The organism is Lysobacter sp. 22409 (genome assembly GCF_052045105.1).
Classification (GTDB): Bacteria; Pseudomonadota; Gammaproteobacteria; order Xanthomonadales; family Xanthomonadaceae; genus Lysobacter; species Lysobacter antibioticus_B.
In genome coordinates this window covers 70,434-91,559 of sequence record NZ_JBQEOE010000004.1, presented here as the reverse complement: position 1 = coordinate 91,559, position 21,126 = coordinate 70,434, and the positions used below count along the sequence as shown (strand labels likewise).

Genomic DNA, 21,126 nt, shown 5'->3' with positions numbered 1-21,126 from the left:
GCCCCCATGCGCCCCCTGATCCTCCGCATCCTCGCCTACCCGCGCACCTGCCTGATCCTGTTGCTGGCGTTGCTGGCGTTGTCCGGCCTGGCCCTGACCCAGCTGCGCTTCGACAACACGCCCGACTCGTTCTTCATGCAAGACGACCCGGCGCTGATCAAGTACACCCAGTACAAGGCGGACTTCGGCAGCGACGAATACAGCTTCCTGGTGCTCGATGCGCCGGTGCAGTGGACGCCGGCCTTCATCGCCAACGTGCGCGACCTCGGCGCGCGCATCGAGGCGATGGACAACGTCAACAAGGTCACCACCCTCGCCAACGTGCGCCACATCGCCAGCGTCGACGGCGGCGGCCTCGACGTCGGCCCCTTCCTCGGCGAAGACCTCGACGCGGCGGCTCTGGCGGCCAAGCGCAGCGAGGCCCTGGCCCATCCCTACTACCGCAACTTCCTAATCAGCGGCGACGGCCGTCACCTCGGCATCCTGGCCGAGACCGGGGTCCGACCGGGCGAAATCGTCTACAAGATCGAGCTGGCCAAGAAGATCCGCGCCCTGGCCCAGGCGCCGGAGTTCAAGCGCTTGAACATGCGCGTGGTCGGCGCGCCGATCATCGACGCCGACGTGTTCACCATCATCAACCGCGAAAGCGCGATCTTCGGCACGCTGTCCTTCATCCTGGTCTCGGTCGGGTTCTGGCTGATCTTCCGCTCCTGGGCGGTCGCCTTGCTGCCGCTGGTGGTCGCGTCCTTGTCGATCGTGGTGGCGATGGCAGTCAGCGCCGTGATCGGCGCGCCGATCGGCATGCTCACCGCGATCATTCCCTCGTTCCTGATCTCGGTCGGAGTCGGTTCCAGCATCTTCCTGCTCGCCGAGGTCTATCGCCAGTACGCCGCCGGCGGCGACCTGCGCGCGGCCATCGTCGAAGGCTTCAGCCACTCGGCAGGCGCCAGCGCCTTGTCGGTGCTGACCACTGCCGGCGCACTGCTGTCGTTCTCGTGGTCGGAGATCCGGCCGGTGCAGGGCATCGGCATCTCGATGGCGGCGGGGTTGGTCGCGTCCTTGCTGATCGGCTGGCTGCTGATCCCGCTGGCGCTGAGCCGTTTTCGTTTATTGCCGGATGCGCAGCGCGCGGCGCGTTTGCTCGACGGCCGCGTGCGCGGCATGCACTGGCTCGCCGACTTCGTCACCCGGCACTGGCGCCTGCTGTTGCTGGTGCTGGCCGGGCTGATCGCGGTCGCCGGCTTCGGCGTCGCCCGCGTCACCACCGACTACTACTACGTCGGCCTGTTCAAGCCCCACACCGACATCTACCGCTCCTACACTTACGTCGACCAGACCCTGCGCGGCGCCGCCTCGATGGAGCTGATCGTCGACAGCGCCGGCGTCGGCGTCGGCGGCGAGTCGATCAAGGACCCGGCGGTGCTCAAGCGCATGCGCGAGCTGCAGGACCGGCTGGAAGCGCGCTACGGCGCCCTCGGCCTGAAGACTTACAGCATCGCCGACGTGGTGATGGAGATCAGCCAGGCCCTGCACGAAGGCGACAAGGCCGCCTACCGCATCCCGGACTCGCGCGCCGAGGTGGCCGAGTCGCTGATCCTGTTCGAGTCCTCCGGCACCGACGAGCTGACCCGTCTGGTCACCGGCGACTACGCCAAGGCGCGCATCAACCTGCGCATGAAGTACCGGCCCGATTCGCAGTACCAGCCGCTGTTCCGCGACATCCAGGCCGAAGCCGAACGGATCCTGCGCGAGACGCCGCAGATCAGATCGATCGAAACCACCGGCGTGGTGCCGCTGTGGTCGCGCCTGACCAACTACCTGGCCAGCAACGAGATACGCAGCATCGGCCTGTCGTTCTTCGTGGTGCTGACGGTGATGGTGCTGGTGTTCCGCTCGGCCACGCTCGGCCTGACCATGGCCTTGTGCAACCTGGTGCCGGTGGCCATCGCCCTGGCGGTGATGGGCTTCGGCGGCGTGTTCCTGGACCCGTTCACCCTGCTGGTGTCGGCGATCGCGATCGGCATCCTCGACGACGACACCCTGCATTTCGTCAAAACCGTCGTCGACCACTACCGGCGCAAGCACGACATGGCCGCGGCCTTGCGCGATACCTTCGCCAGCACCGGCCTGGCGATGCTGCTGCTGTCGAGCGTGCTGGTGCTCGGCTTCGTCATCTACATGCTGTCGGAAGTGCAAAGCCTGGCCAAGTTCGGCGGCGTCACCGCGCTGGCGATCGGCGTCGGCGCGCTGTGCGAGTTCCTGTTCACGCCCGCGGTGCTGATGGGCCTGGAGCGCGTCGGCCTGTTGCGCCACCTGTTGCCGCGCGAAGCCGACGGCGCCTCGTCGACCCACACGATCCAGGAGACCCCATGATCCGTCCCCTTACCCTGCGCCTTGCCGGCGCGGCGCTCGCGGGCGTCGCTGCTGCAATTATTTCCTTGGCCGCGCCGGCCCAGGACGGCGCCAAACCGAGCGCGCAACAGATCTTCGAACGCAGCAGCGCGACCGAGAAAGTCGCCGACTGGCAGGCCGACAGCCAGCTCGGCATCCGCCAGGGCGAACGCGTGCGCAACCGCGGCGGCGTGGTCTACAACAAGCTGCAAACCGACGCGGTCGACAGCCATCGCCTGTTCCGCTTCGCCACGCCGGCCGACGTCGCCGGCACCGCGGTGCTGGTGCACGAGAACGCCGCCAGCCAGGACGACCTGTGGATCTATTTCCCCAGCATGGGCAAGACCCGGCGCATCCTGGCCTCGAACAAGAAAGACAGCTTCATGGGCTCGGACTTCGCCTACGCCGACCTGATGGCCCAGGATAGCGCCGATTTCACCCATACCCTGCTCGCCGACGAGCCCTGCGCCAACGCGACCTGCTACGTGGTGCAGTCGGTGCCGCGCGATGCCAAGACCGCGGCCTCGCTCGGCTATTCCAAGCTCGTCGCGGCCGTGCGCAAAAACGATTTCGCCGCGGTATCGGTACGTTACTTCGACAAGTCCGGGCAGGAGTTCAAGCGCCAGACCATCTCCGGCCATGTCGCCGTCGCCAACCAGCCCGGCAAGCTCATCGCCACCCGCCGCGAGATGGTCGCGGCCAAGGGCGGCCGCAGCTCGGTGTTGACCCTCAAGAACGTCAACAGCAACCGCGCCCTGCGCGAAGACCTCTTCATCGAATCGCGCCTGGGCCAGTGATGCGCCGTATGACCCTCGCCGCCGCCGTCGCCGCTGCGTACTGCGCTTCGCTGCCGGCGATGGCGCAGGCCGGCGTGGACGTCGTCGCGCCGGCCGAGGCCGCAGAGTCCGCGCCAGAGCAAGCCGCCACCGAAGACGTTCCCGAGAATGCTGTCGACGGCGTGCGCTGGACCGGCACCGCCTCCGGCGCCGCGCTGGCCGCCAGCGGCAGCCGCGACCTCGACGATGTCGGCTCGCGCCTCGGCCTGGCGGCGCGGCTGCGCAGCGAACTGCGCGGCGAGGCCTGGCGCGGCTTGATCGAAGCCGTGGGCGGCACCCGTCAGCTCGCTTATGACGACGCGCCGGTGCTGCGCCAGGGCTTCGTCGAATACACCCACGGCCCGCTGCAACTACGCGCAGGGCGGCAAATTGTGGTCTGGGGCCGCGCCGACCGCCTCAACCCGACCGACAATATTTCCCCACGCAATATGCGCGCGCTGGTCAGCGACATCGACGAAGACCGTATCGGCATCGATCTGCTCTCGGCACGTCTGCAGTTGCACGAACGCTGGTCGCTGGCGGCGCTGCACATACCGAAGTTGCGCGCCAGCATCCTGCCGGCCTCACTGTGGAAGCCGGTCCCTTCGTTGCATGGCGACCGCATCCGCGCGCCGGGGTCGACCGATGCGCTGCGCCTGGACTACGCCGGCAACGGCCTCGATGCCTCGCTCAGCGTCGTGCGCGGTTACTCCATCCTGCCCGCCTTCGCCTATGCCGCCGGCCCGCAGTTAGCGCAGGCGGAAGTGCGCGTGCTCGGCGCCGACTTCAGCGCTTCGCTCGGCGAGCATTGGGGGCTGCGCGGCGAACTGGCCGACACCCGCTTCGAGGGGCCACCGCCGCCGGGCCTCGGCGATCATTTCTATGCCGTGCTCGGCCTCGAGCGCCATTTCGACGGCGGCTGGCTCGGCCTGGCCCAGTACGTACACCGGCGCGCCGAGCGAACCCGTTCGCCCGTCGCGCAGCCGGACTTCGTACTGCGCGCCAATCGCGCAGTCTGGTTCCAGAACCACGCCGACAGCGATGCGCTCTACCTCGGCCTGACCCGCGCGCCGCTGGAAGGCGACCTCAGCGGCGACATCGGCTTGCTGCAGACCACCCACGGTCGCGGCCGCGCCTGGTTCGCCAATCTCGAATACCGACTCGACGATCGCTGGAGCCTGCTCGCGCGCTGGCAACACTTCACCGGCCCGGCCGACTCCGATCTCGGCGCGCTGCGCAAGGACCGCCTGGTGCTGCTGGAACTGCGCCGCACCTGGGGTTGGCAACGATGATCTGGCTCGACGGCCATCTGGTGGATGCCGAGCACGCCAAGGTCTCGGTGTTCGACCGCGGCTTTCTCTATGGCGACGGCTTGTTCGAAACCTTGCCGGTCTACGACGGCATGCCGTTCCTGCTCGACGAACATCTGCGGCGGCTGCAGGACGGCGCGCGCAGCTTGCGCTACGTCGATCCTCCGCCCGAACAGCACTGGCGCGCGGCCGCGGCCGCGGTGATCGGCGCCTGCAAGGAGCCGTCCTCGACCCTGCGTCTGTGGATGAGCCGCGGCCGCAGCGCCGGCCTGTCCTGCAGCGGCGCGCATCGGCCGACCTGGGTCGCCGCCTGCCTGCCGGCGCGTTACTACGAGCCGCACATCCACGAGCAGGGCACGACCCTGTTCGCGAGCGAGCGCATTCACCTCCTGCCGGATCAGGCGCCGACCGCCTGCAAGCACGCGAACTACCTCGGCTCGATCCTGGCCTTCGACGAGGCGCAGACCCACGCCGCCGACGAAGCCCTGCTGTGCAACGCGCGCGGTCAGGTCTGCGAAGGCGCCTACAGCAACCTGTTCTTCGTGCTCGACGGCGAACTGATCACCCCGCCCTTGAGCGAGGGCCCGCTCGCCGGCATCGCCCGCGCCTGCGTGCTGTCGCTCGCCGCGGCGCTGGGCCTGCGCCATGCCGAACATCCGCTGGCCTACGCGCGGCTCGGCGAAGCCGAAGAAGCCTTCATGACCAATTCCCTGATCGGCCTGGCGCCGATCCGCCGCGTCGTCGACGCGCGCGGCACGGTGGCCGAATGGGCCCCCGGCCCGATCACGCGCCGCCTCGGCATGGCCTATGCCGAACTCGTCCGCAAACGCACCGGTGCGGCCTGGCCGCCCGTCCACGGTCCTTCCCACACAACGCAACGATCCTAAAGGAACGCCATGCACGTCATCGAAGACATCCATGCCCGCCCGGACGCGCCGCCCGCGCTGTGGGACGACCTGTTCCCGCCGGGCCTGCTGCTCGAACTGGAGCGCCATCCCTTTCTGCGCCGTTGCCGCGAAGGCGAACGCGCACTGGAAATGCTGCGCGCGTTCCTGGTCCAGCACAGCTATTACTCGGAAAACTTCACCCGCTATCTGTGCGCGCTGATGTCGCGCATGCCGAGCAACGAGGACGTGCGCGCGCTGGCGATGAACCTGGTCGAGGAAACCGGCCTCGACCGGCCCCATGCGGTCACCCACGCCGAGTTGTACCGCCGCTGCCTGGGCGAGATCGGCGTGCAGCCGCGCAGTGCGCCGATCCTGGCCGAAACCACGGCGCTGATCGAAAGCATGTTCCACTATTGCCGCTCGCCCGACCCGCTCGACGGCCTGGCGGCCCTGTGCCTGGGCGCCGAAGCGATCGTGCCGACCTTATACGGCGGCATCCTCGACGGCCTGCGCGCGGCCGGCTACAGCAACGAGCAACTGCACTTCTTCGTCCTGCACGTCAGCGAGGACGAAGACCACGCCCTGGTCATGCGCGACATCATCAACCGCCTGCTGCAGGACCACCCGCACCGCCGCGCCAAGGTCGTCGCCGTCGGCGAAGACATGATCCGCCTGCGCATGAGCCTGCTCGATGCCGTGCTGGCAAGGCATCCGGCGGTGCATGGTTGAGGGGCGAACGGGGAGATGCCCGCAGGTCTCCCCTGCTCGGCGCCGACTCGACGACGAACCCGTCCGCGTCGGCTCCCAACAACGCGGTGGCCGCCGCCTACAAAATAGGGGAGCCGCGAACCCGATCGCCGCGGGCACAACACGCTGTCGTTCCGCCCCGATACACGCCGGAGCGGAAGCGACTTACTTGCTGGACCGATGGCCGTAGCTGAGGACGCGGGTGATCTTCCAGTCGCCGCCCTGCTTGCTCCAGACGATGGTGAAATCGGCCAGGCCGTCGCAGTTGCCGCTGGAAAACTGGCAGAACCGGTGCGAGCCCATTTCGATGGCGCCGAAATCCTTGATCGGATAGACCGTCACCGAACCGGGAATGAGTTCGCGCCGGAATTTTCCGCAGACGTACTTCTCGGTATTTGCCAGCATCTCCTGCCGGGACCAAGTCACGCCTCCGGTGTCGTGATAGAACTCGACGTCCTGCGAGAAATAGTCGGCGTGCTTCTGCAGCTTATCGGGCGCACTGCAGTGATTGAAGGCGTCGAATACGGCCCAGTCCAAAGCCATGATCGTGCCGAGCAAGCGACTGTCCGCAGGCTGCGCGTCGCTCGAAGCCGCAGGCGCCGACAGCGTCATCGTCGCGGCGACCATGAAGGCGCCGATCAGTTTTCCGATAATTCTCACGCAAGTCCTTGCAGTAGGTTGACGGCCTGGGCATTCGAGCGGGCTGGGCCGTAGCCGCTCCGTCCAGGAAGATCGCTGGCATTCGCCTCGATGACCCGGCCTCCCCGGCCGGACCCGCACGCGGTCGCGGGCGTTTGCCGGACCCGTCATCGTCGATGCGGTGGAGCATAGGAGCTATCGCCGGGTCCGGATCGGCCGATGCGACGAAACCGGGCCCTTGGCGACGAAAGCGGGGTGGGAAGGGACGAACCCAGGATCACAGGACATCGCCGGGCGGCCTGCCAGGGCATGCCGGGGCATCGCGGCCTCGATGCGACCGCACCGAGGCTTGCCGGGCCGCCTTATCCTCGCACTATCACATCGTCATCGCGTTCTGAGTCCGCTGCTGGGTCTGCTGCTGGCCCTGCTGCTCGCGCTCGTAGGCCAACTGGTTCAAGCCCACGGTGCTCTGCTCCAGGCTCTGCTGTTTCGCGCCTTCGACCGGCACCCAGACGTAGTTGGCGTTTCGGGGATCGCCTTCGATCGCGAACAGCTTGGACCTGTCCTGGTTGTCGGTCGCTACCGCGTCGATGCAGGCAAGATTGAAATTCTTCGCCGCCAAGGTCAGCGTGCCGGCGGCGTTCTTGCGTTCGGATTCGCTCATGCCCTGGCCCACGTTCGAGTTCTCCAGGCAGCCCAAGGCTTGCTGGTACAGATCGTTGTCGCGATGGCCCGGTTGGTCCACCCGCGTCTCCGGCACCCGATAGTTCCGACCCAGCGACTGCAACTCGCCGATCGTCTCGGCCGACAGCTCCTCGTCTTCGTCGTCGCTGGCGATCAGACCGTCGAACTCTCCCGGCTGCTCGGGCTCTTCGTCGTCGCGGTAGCCGCCATCCTCGCCCATCTCGTATTCGTGCGAGCTGTTGACGCTGCGGCCGACCAGACGCAGGTTGCTGGTCTCGTTGTAGCCGTCCAGCGCGTCGGCCTTGCTGAGCCCGTCGGGTCCGCCGTGCTCTTCCATCTTCCTGGCAAGCAGCTCGAACGGAATCTCGTGGTCGATATCCAGCGCGTCGCGGGTGCACAACTGTCCGGAGGCGGCGCAGTAGAACAGCGGCACCGGGACCATCTTGCCGCTGGTCGGGCTCTTCAAGGTCACCGTGTCGACATGCGACTCCTCCAGTTTCGACTCATACCACTTGCCCAACACCGCAGCGTCGAAACTCAGGCCCTTGCGGCCGTCGTCGGCCGACCACGGCTGCTCCAGGGTCGTGCGCTTGCGCTTGGCGCCGTCGTTGTCGGGATCGAAACCGGGGCGGTCGGCGTCGGCATCGAAACCGAAGCGCTTCTCGACCCAGCCCTGCCACTGCGGCGAATCGGCGCCGTGTTCTTCGAGGATCCGGAACGCGGCCTCGCGCGCACGGTTGACCGGCGCCGGCAGCAGGCGCAGGTTGCTGGTGTCGTTGTAGGCCATGTGCGCGTCGGCGTGGCTGGCCACTTTCAAGGTATCGAAGTGGTCCTTCCATTGATCGACATGGTCGATATCCAAGGCATCCGCGCTGTGCCAGGTGTCGGTCTCGGCATGGTGGTACAGCAGCAACGAACCGGCGTCGGGCACGGTCACGCCCTGCGGCGACATGTTTTTCTGCGCCCAGTCGTTGTGCATGTACTCCGAGGTCGAGTCGTAGAAACCGAGGCCGGAGCGCGTATCGCTGTCCTTCCAGGTCCGGTTCTGCAAGGTGTCCCCGTGTTTGGTCGGCGACTCGTTTTCCCAATGCACGAGCGTGACCTTTTCGCCGCTGCTCAAGGTCTTTTCTTCTAATCGAAAGCCCATCTCGCCTCTCCTGGTCGGGGGGCGCCCCAGCGCCCGCGCCGCGAACCGGGCGCAGGCCCCGGCCACAGCTGAACGACCTCAATTACGCAAAACCGAGCGCAGGCCGGCCAACGTCCGCCATCGACGCGGTAAGCGCTTGCTGGCCGCAGGTCTCGGCACTCGCGGTCCGGCGTTTCTGAATGGGCAGCGGCCGCCGCGTGCGGCTACGCCTGCAAAAGCGTATTCAACAACGAGCGCGCAATCCATTGCCCCCTTTGAAGAAGGGGCAAGCGCCCGACGCAAGCACGAGGTCGACCGCTTCGTCAGCGCGAGGGATTTGCTTGCGCGACAACGTAGACCATCGGCATCCATCAGTGCCTCAATCACGGCCGTCATTTCGCGGCGTCGACCTTCACCCGGTCGAATGGCCATCGTTTCGAGCACACGCCGGCACCGCGGAAACGAGCGCACGAGACAACGATAGCGAATCGCTTTCCCGGCTCACCGCCATCGGATTTTTCGTCGCTGTCGTCGAGCGCATCGACCAGAATCGATGCGAGCGTTTGCGATTACTCGACCGCTCGTCGCCTGCCGCAAACGCGGATTACGTCGCTTCGCGGCCCACCGATTCGCCCGATATTTGACCGAACGCAAGTTCGTTCCGGTGAATCGCCTGCAGTTTCGAATCCCGCTGGCGCGACCATGGCCGCCTCGCCGTTGCGGCGGCGTTTCACCTTGACAATCGCCGGCCCGCGGAGGACCCGACAGCCAACCGCCGTTGCAACCGTCGTCCGGCGCCGATCCCCGATGCATGGAGATTGCGCCTGTCTCCTACCGCCCGAGCAGCGTCCGATCCCGGTGCGGTAATCGCTTGTTTTTCACACAGCGTGAACGCGGCCCTCGCCGAGGGCCGCCCCTGCCAAGGAGAGTCCCATGGCTTTAGAGATCGCTTCCGGAACCGTGCGCCCCGGCAAGACCTTCGCCCACCAGTTCGCCAACAACATCGCCGCCTACGTGGTGGGCATCCGCTCGTTCAACCTCAGCTACGGCACCAGCAGCGATCACTGGATCCGCACCGCCAGCATCAGCCTGTCGCCGAGCGCCAGCGGGCAACAGCTGTCGGTCAACGTCGACGCGACCTTGGTCGACTCCAGCGGCAACAGCATGGACGTCGACGATTCCTATATCGAACTGGTGGCGCTGGCCTGGACCGGCGCGGCCGATTCGCAACTGTTGTTCACCAACGTCGACGGCGTGTCCAACGGCAGCAGCAGCCAGTCCTATCCGATCCCGGGCACGACCACACTGATCGACACCGCGGCGCTGGCCGGCTTCGATCTGTCGTACGGCAACTCGAATCACCAGATCCTGCACATCGCCGCGCGCGCCGGCGTATCGACATCCTCCAACGGCGTAGCGGTGACCTCCGCCGCCTCGATGTACGACGGTCACGGCAACAACGTATCCACCGCGACCGTCGACGGCGGCCTGATCGTCAATTGCGATTCCTCGCTGAACATCCAAGCGGTCACCCTGCCGAACCTGCAGAACGATTCCAGCGATACGCGGATTTCATTCAACAATAACTACAACAGCTTCCTGTTGCTGCTCACCGGCTTCCAGGTGCAGTTCAATGGCAGCACCGATCACAACGTCCGCTCGTTCGGCGCCGGCTTGATCCTGGGCAACTCCGGCCAGGGCTATGCCGAGGTCAACGGTTCGGCCTGGATGCAGGACAACAGCGGCAATCACCAGAGCGACGGCAACAGCTACGCCAGCGGCATCATCATCGGTTACACCAGCACCATCTCGTAAGATCCGCGGCGCGCCACGCGCGCGCCGAGCGGCCGTTCGCGACGACAGCTCGTACGGCCCGCCGCAGACGCCCTACTCACTGCAGGGCGTCTGCGGACAGCACACCGGCCGTCGCCTCGCCCGCCACGCACTAACCGAAACCGTCTCGCGCCACGCCGCGAACGCTGGCCGCGCGCACCTTCAGGGAGAACACCATGGCCAGTCCGTCCGGCACCAGCGCACCGAGCATTCGCACCTTCCAGATGGACGCCAGCAGCGTCGGCGTGCTCAAGAACAGCGTCAACCTGTTTCGCGGCGACGTGAACTACACCCAGGACCTGTTCTCGCTGCCGGGGCGCAGCAACAACGACGGCCTGCAGATCCAGCTGACGATGCAGTACCAGAGCAACGTCAATCAACAGGCGATGACCTGGAACCGCGACCAGCCCACCGGCGTGCTCGGCATGGGTTGGACGCTGCCGTTGGCGCAGATCCGCATGGACGACGGCAACTGCCCCACCCCGGGCCAGCGCAATTACACCTTGTCGGTGAGCGGCAACGCCAGCGCGATCGTGTTCGACCCGACCGCACCGCCGTTGTTCTCCATGGACCCGACCCTGGCCTCCCAGCTCCAGGGCGGCCAGGCCGTGCCGGCGGCGATCCGCAACGAGTTCGTCTCGCGCGGATTGCCCTTGTCCGCCACGGCCGTGGTCGTCGTCGACGGCAACGATGCGTGGACCTTGCAGGACGATGCGCTGGAGCAGGAGTTCGCGCTCAGCCTGGGCGATGCCCTGGTCGCCGCCGACGGCGGCGAGGCCTACCAACTGGCCAGCTACCGATTCTGGAAGGTGCTGTATTACCCTCGCTACGAGCGCTGGTGCGTCACCAACGATTCGGGCCAGCGCATGTCGTTCGGCGGCGGCGTCGCCGCGACCGACGCCGGCTACGCGACCAGCGCCGGCAACAGCATCGAATGGGGCGTGCAGTGGACCGACGCCAACGGTCGCGCGCTGTGGCAGGGCAACAGCAGCCTCGCCCAAGGCCAGCGTCAGTTCGCCCGCGCCTGGCACCTGCAGCGCGTCTACAGCATCTTCGGCGAGTCGGTGACCTACGCGTACAACTGTTTCGAGCGCAACGCCGCGGGCTTGCTCGACCAGGTCGAACAACTGGTGGCCGAGGGCGGCAAGCCCTACACCAAGGCCTGCTACCTCGGCCTGATCAACGACGTGTTCGGCCGCAGCGTGGTGTTCAACTACGGGCAAAAACTGTGGAGCGATGCCACGCCTTCCAGCCCCCGCGAGTACGACGACCCGCACAAGGCCGTCCCCAATACCGACCCTAACGGTTTCCAGGACTGCTACGAGACCTTGTATCTGGCATCCATCGACGTGTTGCAGCCGAGCGGCGCGCCGTTGTTCGCGGTCGAGTTCGAGTACCAGCCCTTGCCCGGCTCGCCGGTGGCCAATGTCGCAGGCACCTCCGGAGATACCTGCAAGCGCCTGCTCACTTCGATGACGCTCAGCAACGCCGACGGCGACTCCTTGCCGGGCTATCGCTACGGCTACGTGCTCGACGGCGGGTCGGACGGCAATCTCGGCGCGCTCAACCGCATCGTCTGGCCCAGCGGCGGCAGCGCGAGCTACGAGTACACCCAGCAAGCGCTGGCGATCTGCGACCGCACCCTGCCCGCCGGCCCGCCGCCGCAGATGCCGAACGGTTCCAACGCGCGGGTGTGGTTCGGCCCCGACTACGCCGTGGTGCTGTGGTGCAACGACGGCCAAGGCAGTCTGTCGATGCAGGTCTACACCTGGAACGGCCAATGGACGGTGTGGCCGCCGGAGGGCAACTCGCCGCTGCTGCTCGACGGTAGCCAGGGGCAGACCACCTCGAACCGATTGTCGGTGCAGGCGAGCCAGGACTTCATCGCCGTTTCGTATCTGACCAGCACCACCACCAATCTGCATTTGTTCCGCCAGGACATGGCGAGCCCCGGCCGATGGATCGCCGCTTCGGGCGGCCAGGGCTCGGGCGGCCTCAACTCGCCGACCTGGAGCTGGAACAACAGCAACGGCAGCGTGCAGATCCTGGCCGGCGATTCCTTCGCCTTCGCGGTGCAGTCCAACTCCGCCAAACAGACCTGCGATACGGTGAGGTTCAGCTGGTACTGGCCGGGGCAGAACTGGAACTACCAGCAGCAGTCCGGCTTGAGCTACCGCTGGTTCGCCAGCGGCCACGACTACGTCGCCAGCGTGGACATCGGCGCCAACGTCAATCTGGATTGGCTCGACGCCAGCGGCCAGTGGCACTCGGCAACGCCGCTGGCACTCGGCTTCTCCATCTCCAGCATCGATTCGATCGCGCTGGCCGGCGACGCCTCCCTGCTGGCGATCTCGCATCTGTTGGTCGCCGGCACCAACCGCAACAACTACGACCTGTGGCTGGTGCAGTGGAACGATCAATACCAGTTCGCCCAGCCGGCGACGAAGTTCTCGTGCACGGATAATTTTTCCGCCCAGCACCCGACCTCGTGGGCACCGACCACCGTCGCCAATTCGATGGTCTGCGTGGCCGCGAACGTGGCCCGCTTCGACGGCGCCAGTTGGTCGATCAACAGCGCGATGGTGCCGGTGGGCACCACCAACGCCGAACAGCGCTACGGCTACGGCCCCGACTACGTCGTGCAGGTGCTGGTGCAGAGCAATGGCATGCCCTCGGCGCAGGTGCTCGGCTACGACCCCACCGCCGACGCCTTCGGCGCACCCGCCAGCGTCGGCGGACTCAGCATTCCGAACAGCCATGCCGCGACCGCCAACTGGGTCGGCGCCGGCAGTCCGGACTATCTGGCGATCGGCACCCAGCTGTTCTTCCGCGGCGTCGCCACCGATTGGGGCGACGCCGTCGCCACCAGCATCGCCGACCTGCAAACCCTGATCGACACCGCGGCGCCGGGGCAGGGCCCGTATGTGCTCAATTCGGCCTCGCTGCTCAACCAGGGACCGACCTTCATCGCCTGCTCGCTCTACGACCAGGGCGTTCCGGGCGGCACCGCAAGCGCCACCTCGGCCTTCGTGTTGCGCAACGGCGCCGTCTTCGGCGGTGCCCAGGTGCTCGGCGAACAGGCGATGTGGACCGCGCAACAGCAGGGCGAGGGCGCCGGCACCTGGCCCGGCGGGCCGATGGCGTTCTTCACTTATCCGGGCAGCGCCGGCAGCCTCGACGCCGCCACCAGCGTCAACCTCAATCGCTATGCCGGCAACGGCATTCTCGGCCCGATCCAGGATTGGCCGGTCGGCAGCATCGCCCTCGACGACGGCCTGTCGGAGTCTTCGACCACGGCCTACGTGTTCGATGCGAGCAGCGCCGCCTGCGACGCCACCGGCAGCATCGTCAAGTACTACCAATCCACGGTCTATCCCGATGGCGACGCGGCCGACAGCGCCAACGGCTGCGTTGTCAGCCGTTACTTGAACGGCAACCAGATCGTCACCGGCGACGACTGGTACGGCATGCTCGACGGCCTGCTCTACAGCGTGACCGCGCTCGACGCGAGCGGCAGCGAGGTCGGCTCGATCACCAATCAATGGACCGCCTATGTGCAACGCGCCGGCGACCCGACCGATCCGGGGGTGCCGGTGCGAACGCTGTACGGCGCCTACGTGGTGCAGACCGCGCAGCAGAAACTGGCCGACGGCGTGGCCTCCAGCCGGACCACCTCCTATGTCCCCGCGGGCCTGTCCGCGCCCTATTCCGGCCAACCGGTCAGCGTCCAGTCCAGCGTCGTCGACGGCTCCGGCAACAGCGAGGTCGACACCATCGACTACCGTTATGCCTGCGACGCCTATGCGGTCAGCTGCACGCTCAACGATCTGACCTCCAAGATCGAACAACGCACCACCCAGGCAGGCGTCACCACCTCGGTCTCGGCGATGGCGTTGTCGACCTGGCCGACGCTGTGGGATGGCGTGAGCACGCTCGCCGAAGCCGCCGATTTCGGCTGGACCGCCGGCAGCGATGCGTTTCCGTTCGCCGATTGGACGCCGGGACAGATACCGGCGGGTTGGCAGTCGCTGAGCCTGATCCAGACGCGCGCGGCCGACGGCACGGTGTTGCAGAACGCCGACGGTGCAGGCGTCACCAGTGCCACCACCTATTCCGCCGATGGCGGCGGCCTGCCGATCGCCGTGTTCCGTGGCGCCGTCGCCGGCGAGTGCGCCTGGTGCGGCTTCCAGACGTACGAAAGCACCGATGGCTGGCAGTTGAGCGGCACGCAGGCCGATCCGCAACAAGCCTGGCTCGGCGAACAAAGCCTGTCGCTGGCGGTCGCCGGCAGCGTCTCCACCACGGTGACGCCGAGCGCTGGCCGAACCGCTTACCGGTTCGCGCTGCGCTATCTGACCGCACCCGGTTACGACGGCGGCAGCGGCGCGATCACCGTCACCGCGGGCGCGACTTCGTCTTCCTTCGATTTGCTCGACACCCAGGGCGAATGGAGCTACCTCAGCGACATCGTCGCTTTGCCCCAGGGCTGCGACAGCGTCGGCTTGGCGATCGCCAATCCAGGCAACGGCGCGGTACTGCTCGACGGCGTGCTGCTGATTCCGGTGGGCTGCGATATCACCGTGCAATCCTGGCAGGCCTCCACGCGGCTGTTGCTCGCGAGCATGAACCTCGCCGGCGCCTGCGATTTCATCCGTTACGACCGCTTCGCCCAGACCCTCGGCGCGGTCGGTGCCGACGGCCAATGGCAGGAATTGGACCTGCGTTTCCTGTCGCGCCTGGGCAATGCCGAGGACGTTTTCGACGACGCCAGCCCCAATTGCGAACTCACCTTGCAGTTCGCCCAGGGCGGCAACACCGAAACCTTCCGCAACGGCAACGATTGGCAGACCCGTTGGGCGCCCAGCGATGCCGCCGACTGGCAATGCAGCAGCGGCACCCTGCTGAAACAAAACACCGCGCCCGCGACCCTGACCTGGCAGGGCGGAAACCAGCCCGACTCGGTGGCCTTCTTCATCGAACTCAAGCCCCTGGCCGCGCCCGCCGGCACCCTGGCGCTGCAATTCGGCGGCGGCGAACGCATCGCCTGGAGCGCCGCCGCGGGCTGGACCTGGACGCTGGCCGACGGCAGCGCGGGGCCCGCGCCGCTGGCATCGGCGCCGGGCCTGGGCCGGCAATGGTTGCTGCTGCTCGGCGGCGGCCAATCCCTGTTCTTCGTCGACGGCCAAGTGGTGTTCAGCGCGGCCGCCGCCACCACGCCCGCGCAAGGGTTCGCGTTCGACACCGGCCCCAACGCACTGCGCATCAGCCAACTCGGATTCGGCGCCGATCCACGCACGCTGCTGACCTACAACGACGGCGCCGCGCGGCTGCGCCAGACCCAGCAGCGCAACGGCGGCGACAGCCTCGTCGCCGCCTCCGTGTACGACGGGCTGGACCGTCTGCTCGCCGGCACCAAGGCGGCACCGGGCAGCTTCGGCAGCGGCGCGCAGGCGCCGATGCTGACCTACCGGCCCGCCTTCCTGGATGTCGCGGCCTTCCTTGCGGCAACCTCGGACAGCTGGCTCATGCAAGGCGACGTGGCCGATTATTACGCCGGGCAAAGCGACAACGGCGGCACGCGCTCGAACGATCAAGGCTATCCGTACTACGGCTCGCGCTACGAAACGGCGGCGACCTCGCGCGCGGTGGAGGGCGGCCAACCGGGATTGCAACTGGCCATCCACGACCTCCTCAGCATTCCGGAATCGCAGCGCCAGACCATACGCACCGCCTACGGCGCCAGCACTGTGACCGATCCGGTTCCGCCGGGAAGTTTCTACGCGACCACCAGCCTCTCGCCCGGCGGATACAGCGCGCGGCAATTGGTCGACACCAGCCAGCGCGCGACCGCGATGGTGCAATCGGGGCAGTCGGGCCAGCAGGCCGGACAGAGCCTCGCCTTGCCCGGCTATGCCGATGCCGGCGCCGCGGCGACGACGATCTCGCTGCAACTGCCGAACGCATTCACCACGGCGCCGCAATCGGACCCGAGCGCGTATGTGCGCACCACCGTGGTCGATCCGCTCGGACAAGTGGCGAGCTATCAGGACTCCGACACTGGCCAGACCCAGGTGCTCTACAACGGCAAGGGCCAACTGCGGTTCGTCCAGCCTGCGCTCGATTCCGGTCAACAGTATTTGCTGTATCGCCGCTACGACTCGCTCGGCCGCGTGCTCGAAGAAGGCGTGCTCGAAGCGGCCTGGGATCCGGCCGCGTTGAGCCCCTACCTCGATGACCCCGCCTGGCCCGCCGCGGCCGACGGTGCCGTGCCCGGACGCGTCTATCGTTATGACGGCGATGGCAGCGACCCCAATGCACTCGGGCAGTTGGTGGAAACGACCACCTATAACCCGGATCCCGGCGATGGCCTGGGCGCCTGCACCGTGGTCGAGTCCTGGAGCTACGACGGGCTCGGTCGCGCGATCACCGCGCGCCTGCAGATCGACGGCGCCGCGAGCCAGGATGCGACGGTGGGCTTCGCCTACAACAACCTCAACGAAGTGGTGCGCATCGACCTGCCCGACGGCGCGCCGCTGCCGGCCATCGTCTACGTCTACGACGACCTCGGCTGCATCGTCTCGATCGGCACCCCCGACGCGCCCGATGCCATCGCCCGCTACACCTGGACCGCCAACGGCCAGTTGCAGACGGCGGTCCGCGGCGCGCTGTCGGAACTGTGGAACTACGATTCGCCCGGCTGCGTGACCCTGCACCAGGCCAGCGTCGGCGGCGCGGTCGCATTCGCGCAATCCTTCAGCTACACCCCCGACCGCCTGGTGCAACAGCGCACCACCCAGTTGGCCACCGCGATCGCTACGGGCACGCGCCAGACCAACTACGTCTACGACGGCCAGCAACGCCTGGCGACGGCCACGGTGGTGTCGGGCGACACCGGCAACCTGAGCATCGACAGCATCGACGCGAACGGCAACATCTGGGCCTCCACCGCCGATGGGGTAACGCTGTCGACACCGTGCACCCCCGGCAACAACCGGCTGGCCGCGGCGACTTTCGGCAGCGGCCCCGCCGCGGCCTTCCAGTACCACGCCGACGGCGCGCCCTCGCAATGGCGCGGCCTGGACATCGGCTACGACCCCTGCTTGTTCTCGACCGCAACCGTCGCCTCGCCGGGTTTCGACACCATCCGCTACGCACGCGGCATGAACAACCATTGCGCGCTGCGGCAACAAGGCGCCACGCGCCAGATCTGCTTCTACGGCGCCGGCTCGGCCCCGCTGATGGTCTGGAACGGCGACGCGCTGCAGGTCTGCGTCTGGGGTCCGGGCGGACTGGTCGCGGTGCACGACGGCGCCCTGCGCTATCCGGTCAACGATTATCAGCAAAGCGTCTGGGCAGTATTCGACGCCGCCGGCAACGCACAGCACGCATTCGACTACGCGCCGTTCGGCGCGGTGTTGTCCAGTGCGAGCTCCGCTGCGAGTGAGTGGAACCTGTTGTTCGCCGGCAAGCAATACGACTCCGACAGCGGTCTCTACGACTTCGGCGCACGCCTGTACGACCCGTCGCTGATGCGTTTCCTCGCCCCGGATGCGGCGCGCCAGTTCGCCAGCCCCTACCTGTTCGCCAGCGACAACCCGCTCAACTACGTCGACCCGACCGGCAACATCTCGCTGTGGGCCCAGGTCGGCATCGGCGTGGCCATGGTCGCCGTCGCCGTGGGCGGACTGGCGCTCAGCGTGGTGACCGACGGCGCCGCCGCGCCGGAGGCGATCGATGCCGAGATCGACCTGGCCGGCGCCGGCGGCGCCACCGATGTCGCCGCGGGCGCCGGCGCCGATGCCGTCGATGCCTCGGTCCCGCTCAAGACCGCCACCGCGGTGGCCCGCAACGCGCTCAGCGTGGTCGTCAATTCCGCGTCCAGCGCCATCTCCGGCGCCGGCATGCAGGGGCTGGAGTACGACGCCATGCACGGGCGCGACTTCACCGCCAAAGGCTTTTTCTCGGCGATGGGCGTCGGCGCGCTCAGCGGCGCGGTCACCGGCGGGTTCAACGGCCTGGCGTCGATGCCGGCGGCGATGGGCGATGCCGCCGCCTGGGGCACGGCCAAGACGATCGCCTTCCGCACCCTGACCCGCGCCGCGACCGGCTTCGTCGGCTCGGCGGTTTCGGAGGTCATCACCGATGCCGTCACCGGCAAGAAGATCACCGCCAGCGACGTGCTGCTGAGCGCGGCCGAGGGCATGGTCGAAGGCGCCGCGGTGAGCATGTACAACGGCTTCACCAGCCTCAGCCCCGCCAACAGCGCGATCACCAGCGAGTCCAGCCGTCTGGTCAAGGCCAGCAACTCCTGGAACAACCTGCTGCAGAGCGCGCAGAAACTCGCCACGACGCAAGAAGCCGTGGTCGGCTACATCGCCGGCGGCTGGCTGTTGGCATCGGGCTACGCCGTGTGGGGTGTCGCCACCGCCACCAAGGGCCGCGGCCAATCGGGCGGCGGCTGATCTCGGCCGCGCCGAACAGGGACCGGCGATACTCCCTGTTCGGCGACAGTCTCCATCGCGGGCATCGGCGCCGCGGGCGTTCGCCGATGCGGCGCTCCCTATCCATCGCATCGATGTTTTTCGCAGTCGCGCGGCCTCTGGCCCGCGTCGCCGAATCGCAAGCACCGCGGGCGATTCGCGGCAGAAACGAGCGCTGCACGGCGCACCGACTCATCGTCGATCCGGCGCGCGTCGGCAACGCATCCTGGGGCAATCCCTACTGGGGTAGGCCCTAGTTTTGCGAGCCTTCATCATTACGTAACCTGCGCCGGAATCCTCGACAGCTTCCCCCGGAGCAGACTCATGGAACTGAGCAACGCCAATTTCTACGCCTACCAGCCGGTCAACCTGCCGGCCGAAATCGATCACGAGAAGGCCGCCAAGGCCAACGCCACCGAAACGCCGTTCGTGCAAGGCGAGGGCGACAGCAACGCCATCGATCCCAACGACGTCAATCAGGACGGCTACGGCAGCTGCGCGGTGTTGTCGACGATCAAGTCGATCGCGGCGCAGAACCCGGACGTGCTCAAGAACATGATCCGCGACAACGGCGACGGCACCTATACCGTCACCTTCAAGGAATACGACAACGGCTTCTTCGGCATCGGCTCCGGTTGGGATAAGAAGGAAGTGACCGTCGCCGGCCCGTTCGACGGCAAGGCCGCCGACATCGGCGACATGGGCAAGGACGGTCAGGGCGAAGTGTGGCCGGCGATCATCGAGAAGGCCTACGCGCAGTATGCCGATGGCGGCTACAAGACCTACGACGACGGCGAGAGCCCGGCCGACGTGCAGGAAGCCATCCTGGGCCGCGACTCGAGCACCGAAAGCCCGTCCGAGTACGACTCCAGCGAGCTCAGCGACAAGCTGAAGAACGGCGATGCCGTGGTCGCCTGGACCGCCGGCTCGGACGGCTGGAACGACGAACAGAAGAAGCTGGCCGCCGACTACGGCGCGGTCGGCGGTCACGCTTACCGGGTCGAGGACGTCTACACCGACGCCGACGGCAACACCCGCATCAAGCTCGACAATCCCTGGGGACACAGCGACGTCGACATGCCGTACAGCGATTACCAGAAGCTGTACCACGAAGTGAATTCGACGCCGACCAAGTAAGCACCCCTGCTGAATCCGCGCGCAAGCCGCACACCCGTGCGGCTTGCGCGTTCCTGGGCCAAGTGCTTACATGCCGTTGCCGTTCCCATCCAGGCGATCACGCAGATGAACAACAGACTTTTCCTGGCCGTCACGGCCGCGATACTGGGTCTTGCGCTGTTATCCCGCGTCGACGCGCACGAGTATCCACACGCCGCCAAGAAGGCAGGAGCCAGCATGAGCGACAGCATCCAGATCATCCAGGGCCGCACCGCCTCGCACAGCACTACGCGACTCGGCCTGGTCAACGTCTTCGACCGCCATGACGTGCGCCTGGACGTATGGAGCGAGGACAAGCGCTGGCTCGGCAAACTCAAGCTCAATCGTTCGGACGTATTCCCGGTGGCCGGCGGTTTCCTGCGCGTGCAGGACGTGGGCAACGACGGCCAGCGCGACAACGTGTCGCTGGTCGAATTCAGCGCGCCGGGCATCGACGCACCCGCGGACAAGTCCCTGGTGCTCGTCGAAGGCGGCGAACTGGTCATCGGCGAGCAGGCCCTGCGCATCGTCGCCCTCGATCGCGACAGCGTCAGCGTCGAGACCTGGCCAAAGCTGCATCCGCGCGACGTGGTCGATGCCGTCAAGGTCCACCGCCACGACATCGCCCGCGATGGCGAGCTGAAGCTCGACACCGGTTCGCTGCGCGTCGTGCGCCTGCAACCGCGCGCCGGCGAGATGCTGGGCTTCGTCGAACTCGTCCAGCCCTGATTCGAAGCCGTAGGCGACCGCGCTTGCGGTCGCCAGTGAGCTGCCTGCAAAGGCCCGAGCCTTCGGCCCGGGCCTTTTCTTTGGCTGTCGCTGTCGCTGTTGCTGTTGCTGTTGCTGTTGCTGTTGCTGTGCGTAGCTTAAGACTCGCGAAGGTAGACGAAGACCCGGAGGGCGGCCCGCAAGGATACGGGCCGTTTTTCATCGGGACATGGATGTCCCGTATGTAGAGCCCTGCGTATGCATCGCTCGTGCGGGCCCTTGATTCAAAGAAAAGCATTTTTCTTTGGTTAGCTTTCTTTTGTTGCTTATGACAAAAGAAAGTAACCCGCC

At 66.9% G+C, this 21,126-nt stretch carries 12 protein-coding genes; 10 read left to right on the top strand and 2 right to left on the bottom strand.

Annotated features, from left to right (window positions below; all coding sequences use genetic code 11):
• Nucleotides 1-6: 6 nt before the first annotated feature.
• Genes ACTJJK_RS03355 through ACTJJK_RS03335 form a run of 5 tightly spaced genes read left to right on the top strand, consistent with a single transcriptional unit; the run spans nucleotide 7 to nucleotide 6,132 of the window.
• The gene (locus ACTJJK_RS03355) at nucleotides 7-2,373 is read left to right on the top strand and encodes an efflux RND transporter permease subunit (protein WP_440729469.1); all 2,367 of its coding nucleotides are present in this window, start codon (nucleotides 7-9) and stop codon (nucleotides 2,371-2,373) included.
• Nucleotides 2,370-3,188, top strand: a complete 819-nt coding sequence (locus ACTJJK_RS03350; protein ID WP_440729468.1) for an outer membrane lipoprotein-sorting protein — start codon at nucleotides 2,370-2,372, stop codon at nucleotides 3,186-3,188. The genes ACTJJK_RS03355 and ACTJJK_RS03350 overlap by 4 nt, the downstream gene beginning before the upstream one ends.
• A gap of 8 nt (nucleotides 3,189-3,196) precedes the next feature.
• Complete coding sequence (locus ACTJJK_RS03345) at nucleotides 3,197-4,498, top strand: DUF1302 family protein (RefSeq protein ID WP_440729467.1); 1,302 nt, start codon at nucleotides 3,197-3,199, stop codon at nucleotides 4,496-4,498.
• A complete protein-coding gene (locus ACTJJK_RS03340; RefSeq protein WP_440729466.1) occupies nucleotides 4,495-5,403 on the top strand; it encodes an aminotransferase class IV in 909 nt (302 codons plus the stop codon). The genes ACTJJK_RS03345 and ACTJJK_RS03340 overlap by 4 nt, the downstream gene beginning before the upstream one ends.
• Before the next feature lie 9 nt (nucleotides 5,404-5,412).
• The gene (locus ACTJJK_RS03335) at nucleotides 5,413-6,132 is read left to right on the top strand and encodes a TenA family transcriptional regulator (protein ID WP_440729465.1); all 720 of its coding nucleotides are present in this window, start codon (nucleotides 5,413-5,415) and stop codon (nucleotides 6,130-6,132) included.
• Nucleotides 6,133-6,315: 183 nt separating this feature from the next.
• Here the strand turns inward: ACTJJK_RS03335 and ACTJJK_RS03330 are convergent, their stop codons facing one another.
• Nucleotides 6,316-6,810 (bottom strand): nuclear transport factor 2 family protein, encoded by a 495-nt coding sequence (locus tag ACTJJK_RS03330; protein WP_223620830.1) that lies wholly within the window; start codon nucleotides 6,808-6,810, stop codon nucleotides 6,316-6,318.
• A gap of 355 nt (nucleotides 6,811-7,165) precedes the next feature.
• Nucleotides 7,166-8,620, bottom strand: a complete 1,455-nt coding sequence (locus ACTJJK_RS03325) for an XVIPCD domain-containing protein (RefSeq protein WP_440729464.1) — start codon at nucleotides 8,618-8,620, stop codon at nucleotides 7,166-7,168.
• Nucleotides 8,621-8,940: 320 nt separating this feature from the next.
• Between ACTJJK_RS03325 and ACTJJK_RS03320 the strand changes: the two genes are divergently transcribed.
• From ACTJJK_RS03320 to ACTJJK_RS03300, 5 genes are all read left to right on the top strand, one after another.
• Entirely contained in the window at nucleotides 8,941-9,243 is a 303-nt protein-coding gene (locus ACTJJK_RS03320; RefSeq protein WP_440729463.1) for a hypothetical protein, read from the top strand.
• Nucleotides 9,244-9,532: 289 nt separating this feature from the next.
• Complete coding sequence (locus tag ACTJJK_RS03315) at nucleotides 9,533-10,414, top strand: hypothetical protein (protein WP_152566134.1); 882 nt, start codon at nucleotides 9,533-9,535, stop codon at nucleotides 10,412-10,414.
• Nucleotides 10,415-10,608: 194 nt separating this feature from the next.
• Nucleotides 10,609-18,894, top strand: a complete 8,286-nt coding sequence (locus ACTJJK_RS03310; RefSeq protein ID WP_440729462.1) for an RHS repeat domain-containing protein — start codon at nucleotides 10,609-10,611, stop codon at nucleotides 18,892-18,894.
• Between the two features lie 342 nt (nucleotides 18,895-19,236).
• Nucleotides 19,237-20,049: a C2 family cysteine protease gene (locus ACTJJK_RS03305; RefSeq protein WP_031371226.1), complete on the top strand. Its 813-nt coding sequence runs from the start codon at nucleotides 19,237-19,239 to the stop codon at nucleotides 20,047-20,049.
• 216 nt (nucleotides 20,050-20,265) lie between these two features.
• Nucleotides 20,266-20,796, top strand: a complete 531-nt coding sequence (locus ACTJJK_RS03300) for a hypothetical protein (RefSeq protein ID WP_440729461.1) — start codon at nucleotides 20,266-20,268, stop codon at nucleotides 20,794-20,796.
• The last annotated feature ends 330 nt before the right edge of the window (nucleotides 20,797-21,126 follow it).

Bases quoted from the DNA above. Each gene is read 5' to 3' on its own strand.
- ACTJJK_RS03355 (WP_440729469.1), top strand. From the start codon at position 7: ATGCGCCCCCTGATCCTCCGCATCCTCGCCTACCCGCGCACCTGCCTG.
- ACTJJK_RS03350 (WP_440729468.1), top strand. From the start codon at position 2,370: ATGATCCGTCCCCTTACCCTGCGCCTTGCCGGCGCGGCGCTCGCGGGC.
- ACTJJK_RS03345 (WP_440729467.1), top strand. From the start codon at position 3,197: ATGACCCTCGCCGCCGCCGTCGCCGCTGCGTACTGCGCTTCGCTGCCG.
- ACTJJK_RS03340 (WP_440729466.1), top strand. From the start codon at position 4,495: ATGATCTGGCTCGACGGCCATCTGGTGGATGCCGAGCACGCCAAGGTC.
- ACTJJK_RS03335 (WP_440729465.1), top strand. From the start codon at position 5,413: ATGCACGTCATCGAAGACATCCATGCCCGCCCGGACGCGCCGCCCGCG.
- ACTJJK_RS03325 (WP_440729464.1), bottom strand. From the start codon at position 8,620: ATGGGCTTTCGATTAGAAGAAAAGACCTTGAGCAGCGGCGAAAAGGTC.
- ACTJJK_RS03315 (WP_152566134.1), top strand. From the start codon at position 9,533: ATGGCTTTAGAGATCGCTTCCGGAACCGTGCGCCCCGGCAAGACCTTC.
- ACTJJK_RS03310 (WP_440729462.1), top strand. From the start codon at position 10,609: ATGGCCAGTCCGTCCGGCACCAGCGCACCGAGCATTCGCACCTTCCAG.
- ACTJJK_RS03305 (WP_031371226.1), top strand. From the start codon at position 19,237: ATGGAACTGAGCAACGCCAATTTCTACGCCTACCAGCCGGTCAACCTG.
- ACTJJK_RS03300 (WP_440729461.1), top strand. From the start codon at position 20,266: ATGAGCGACAGCATCCAGATCATCCAGGGCCGCACCGCCTCGCACAGC.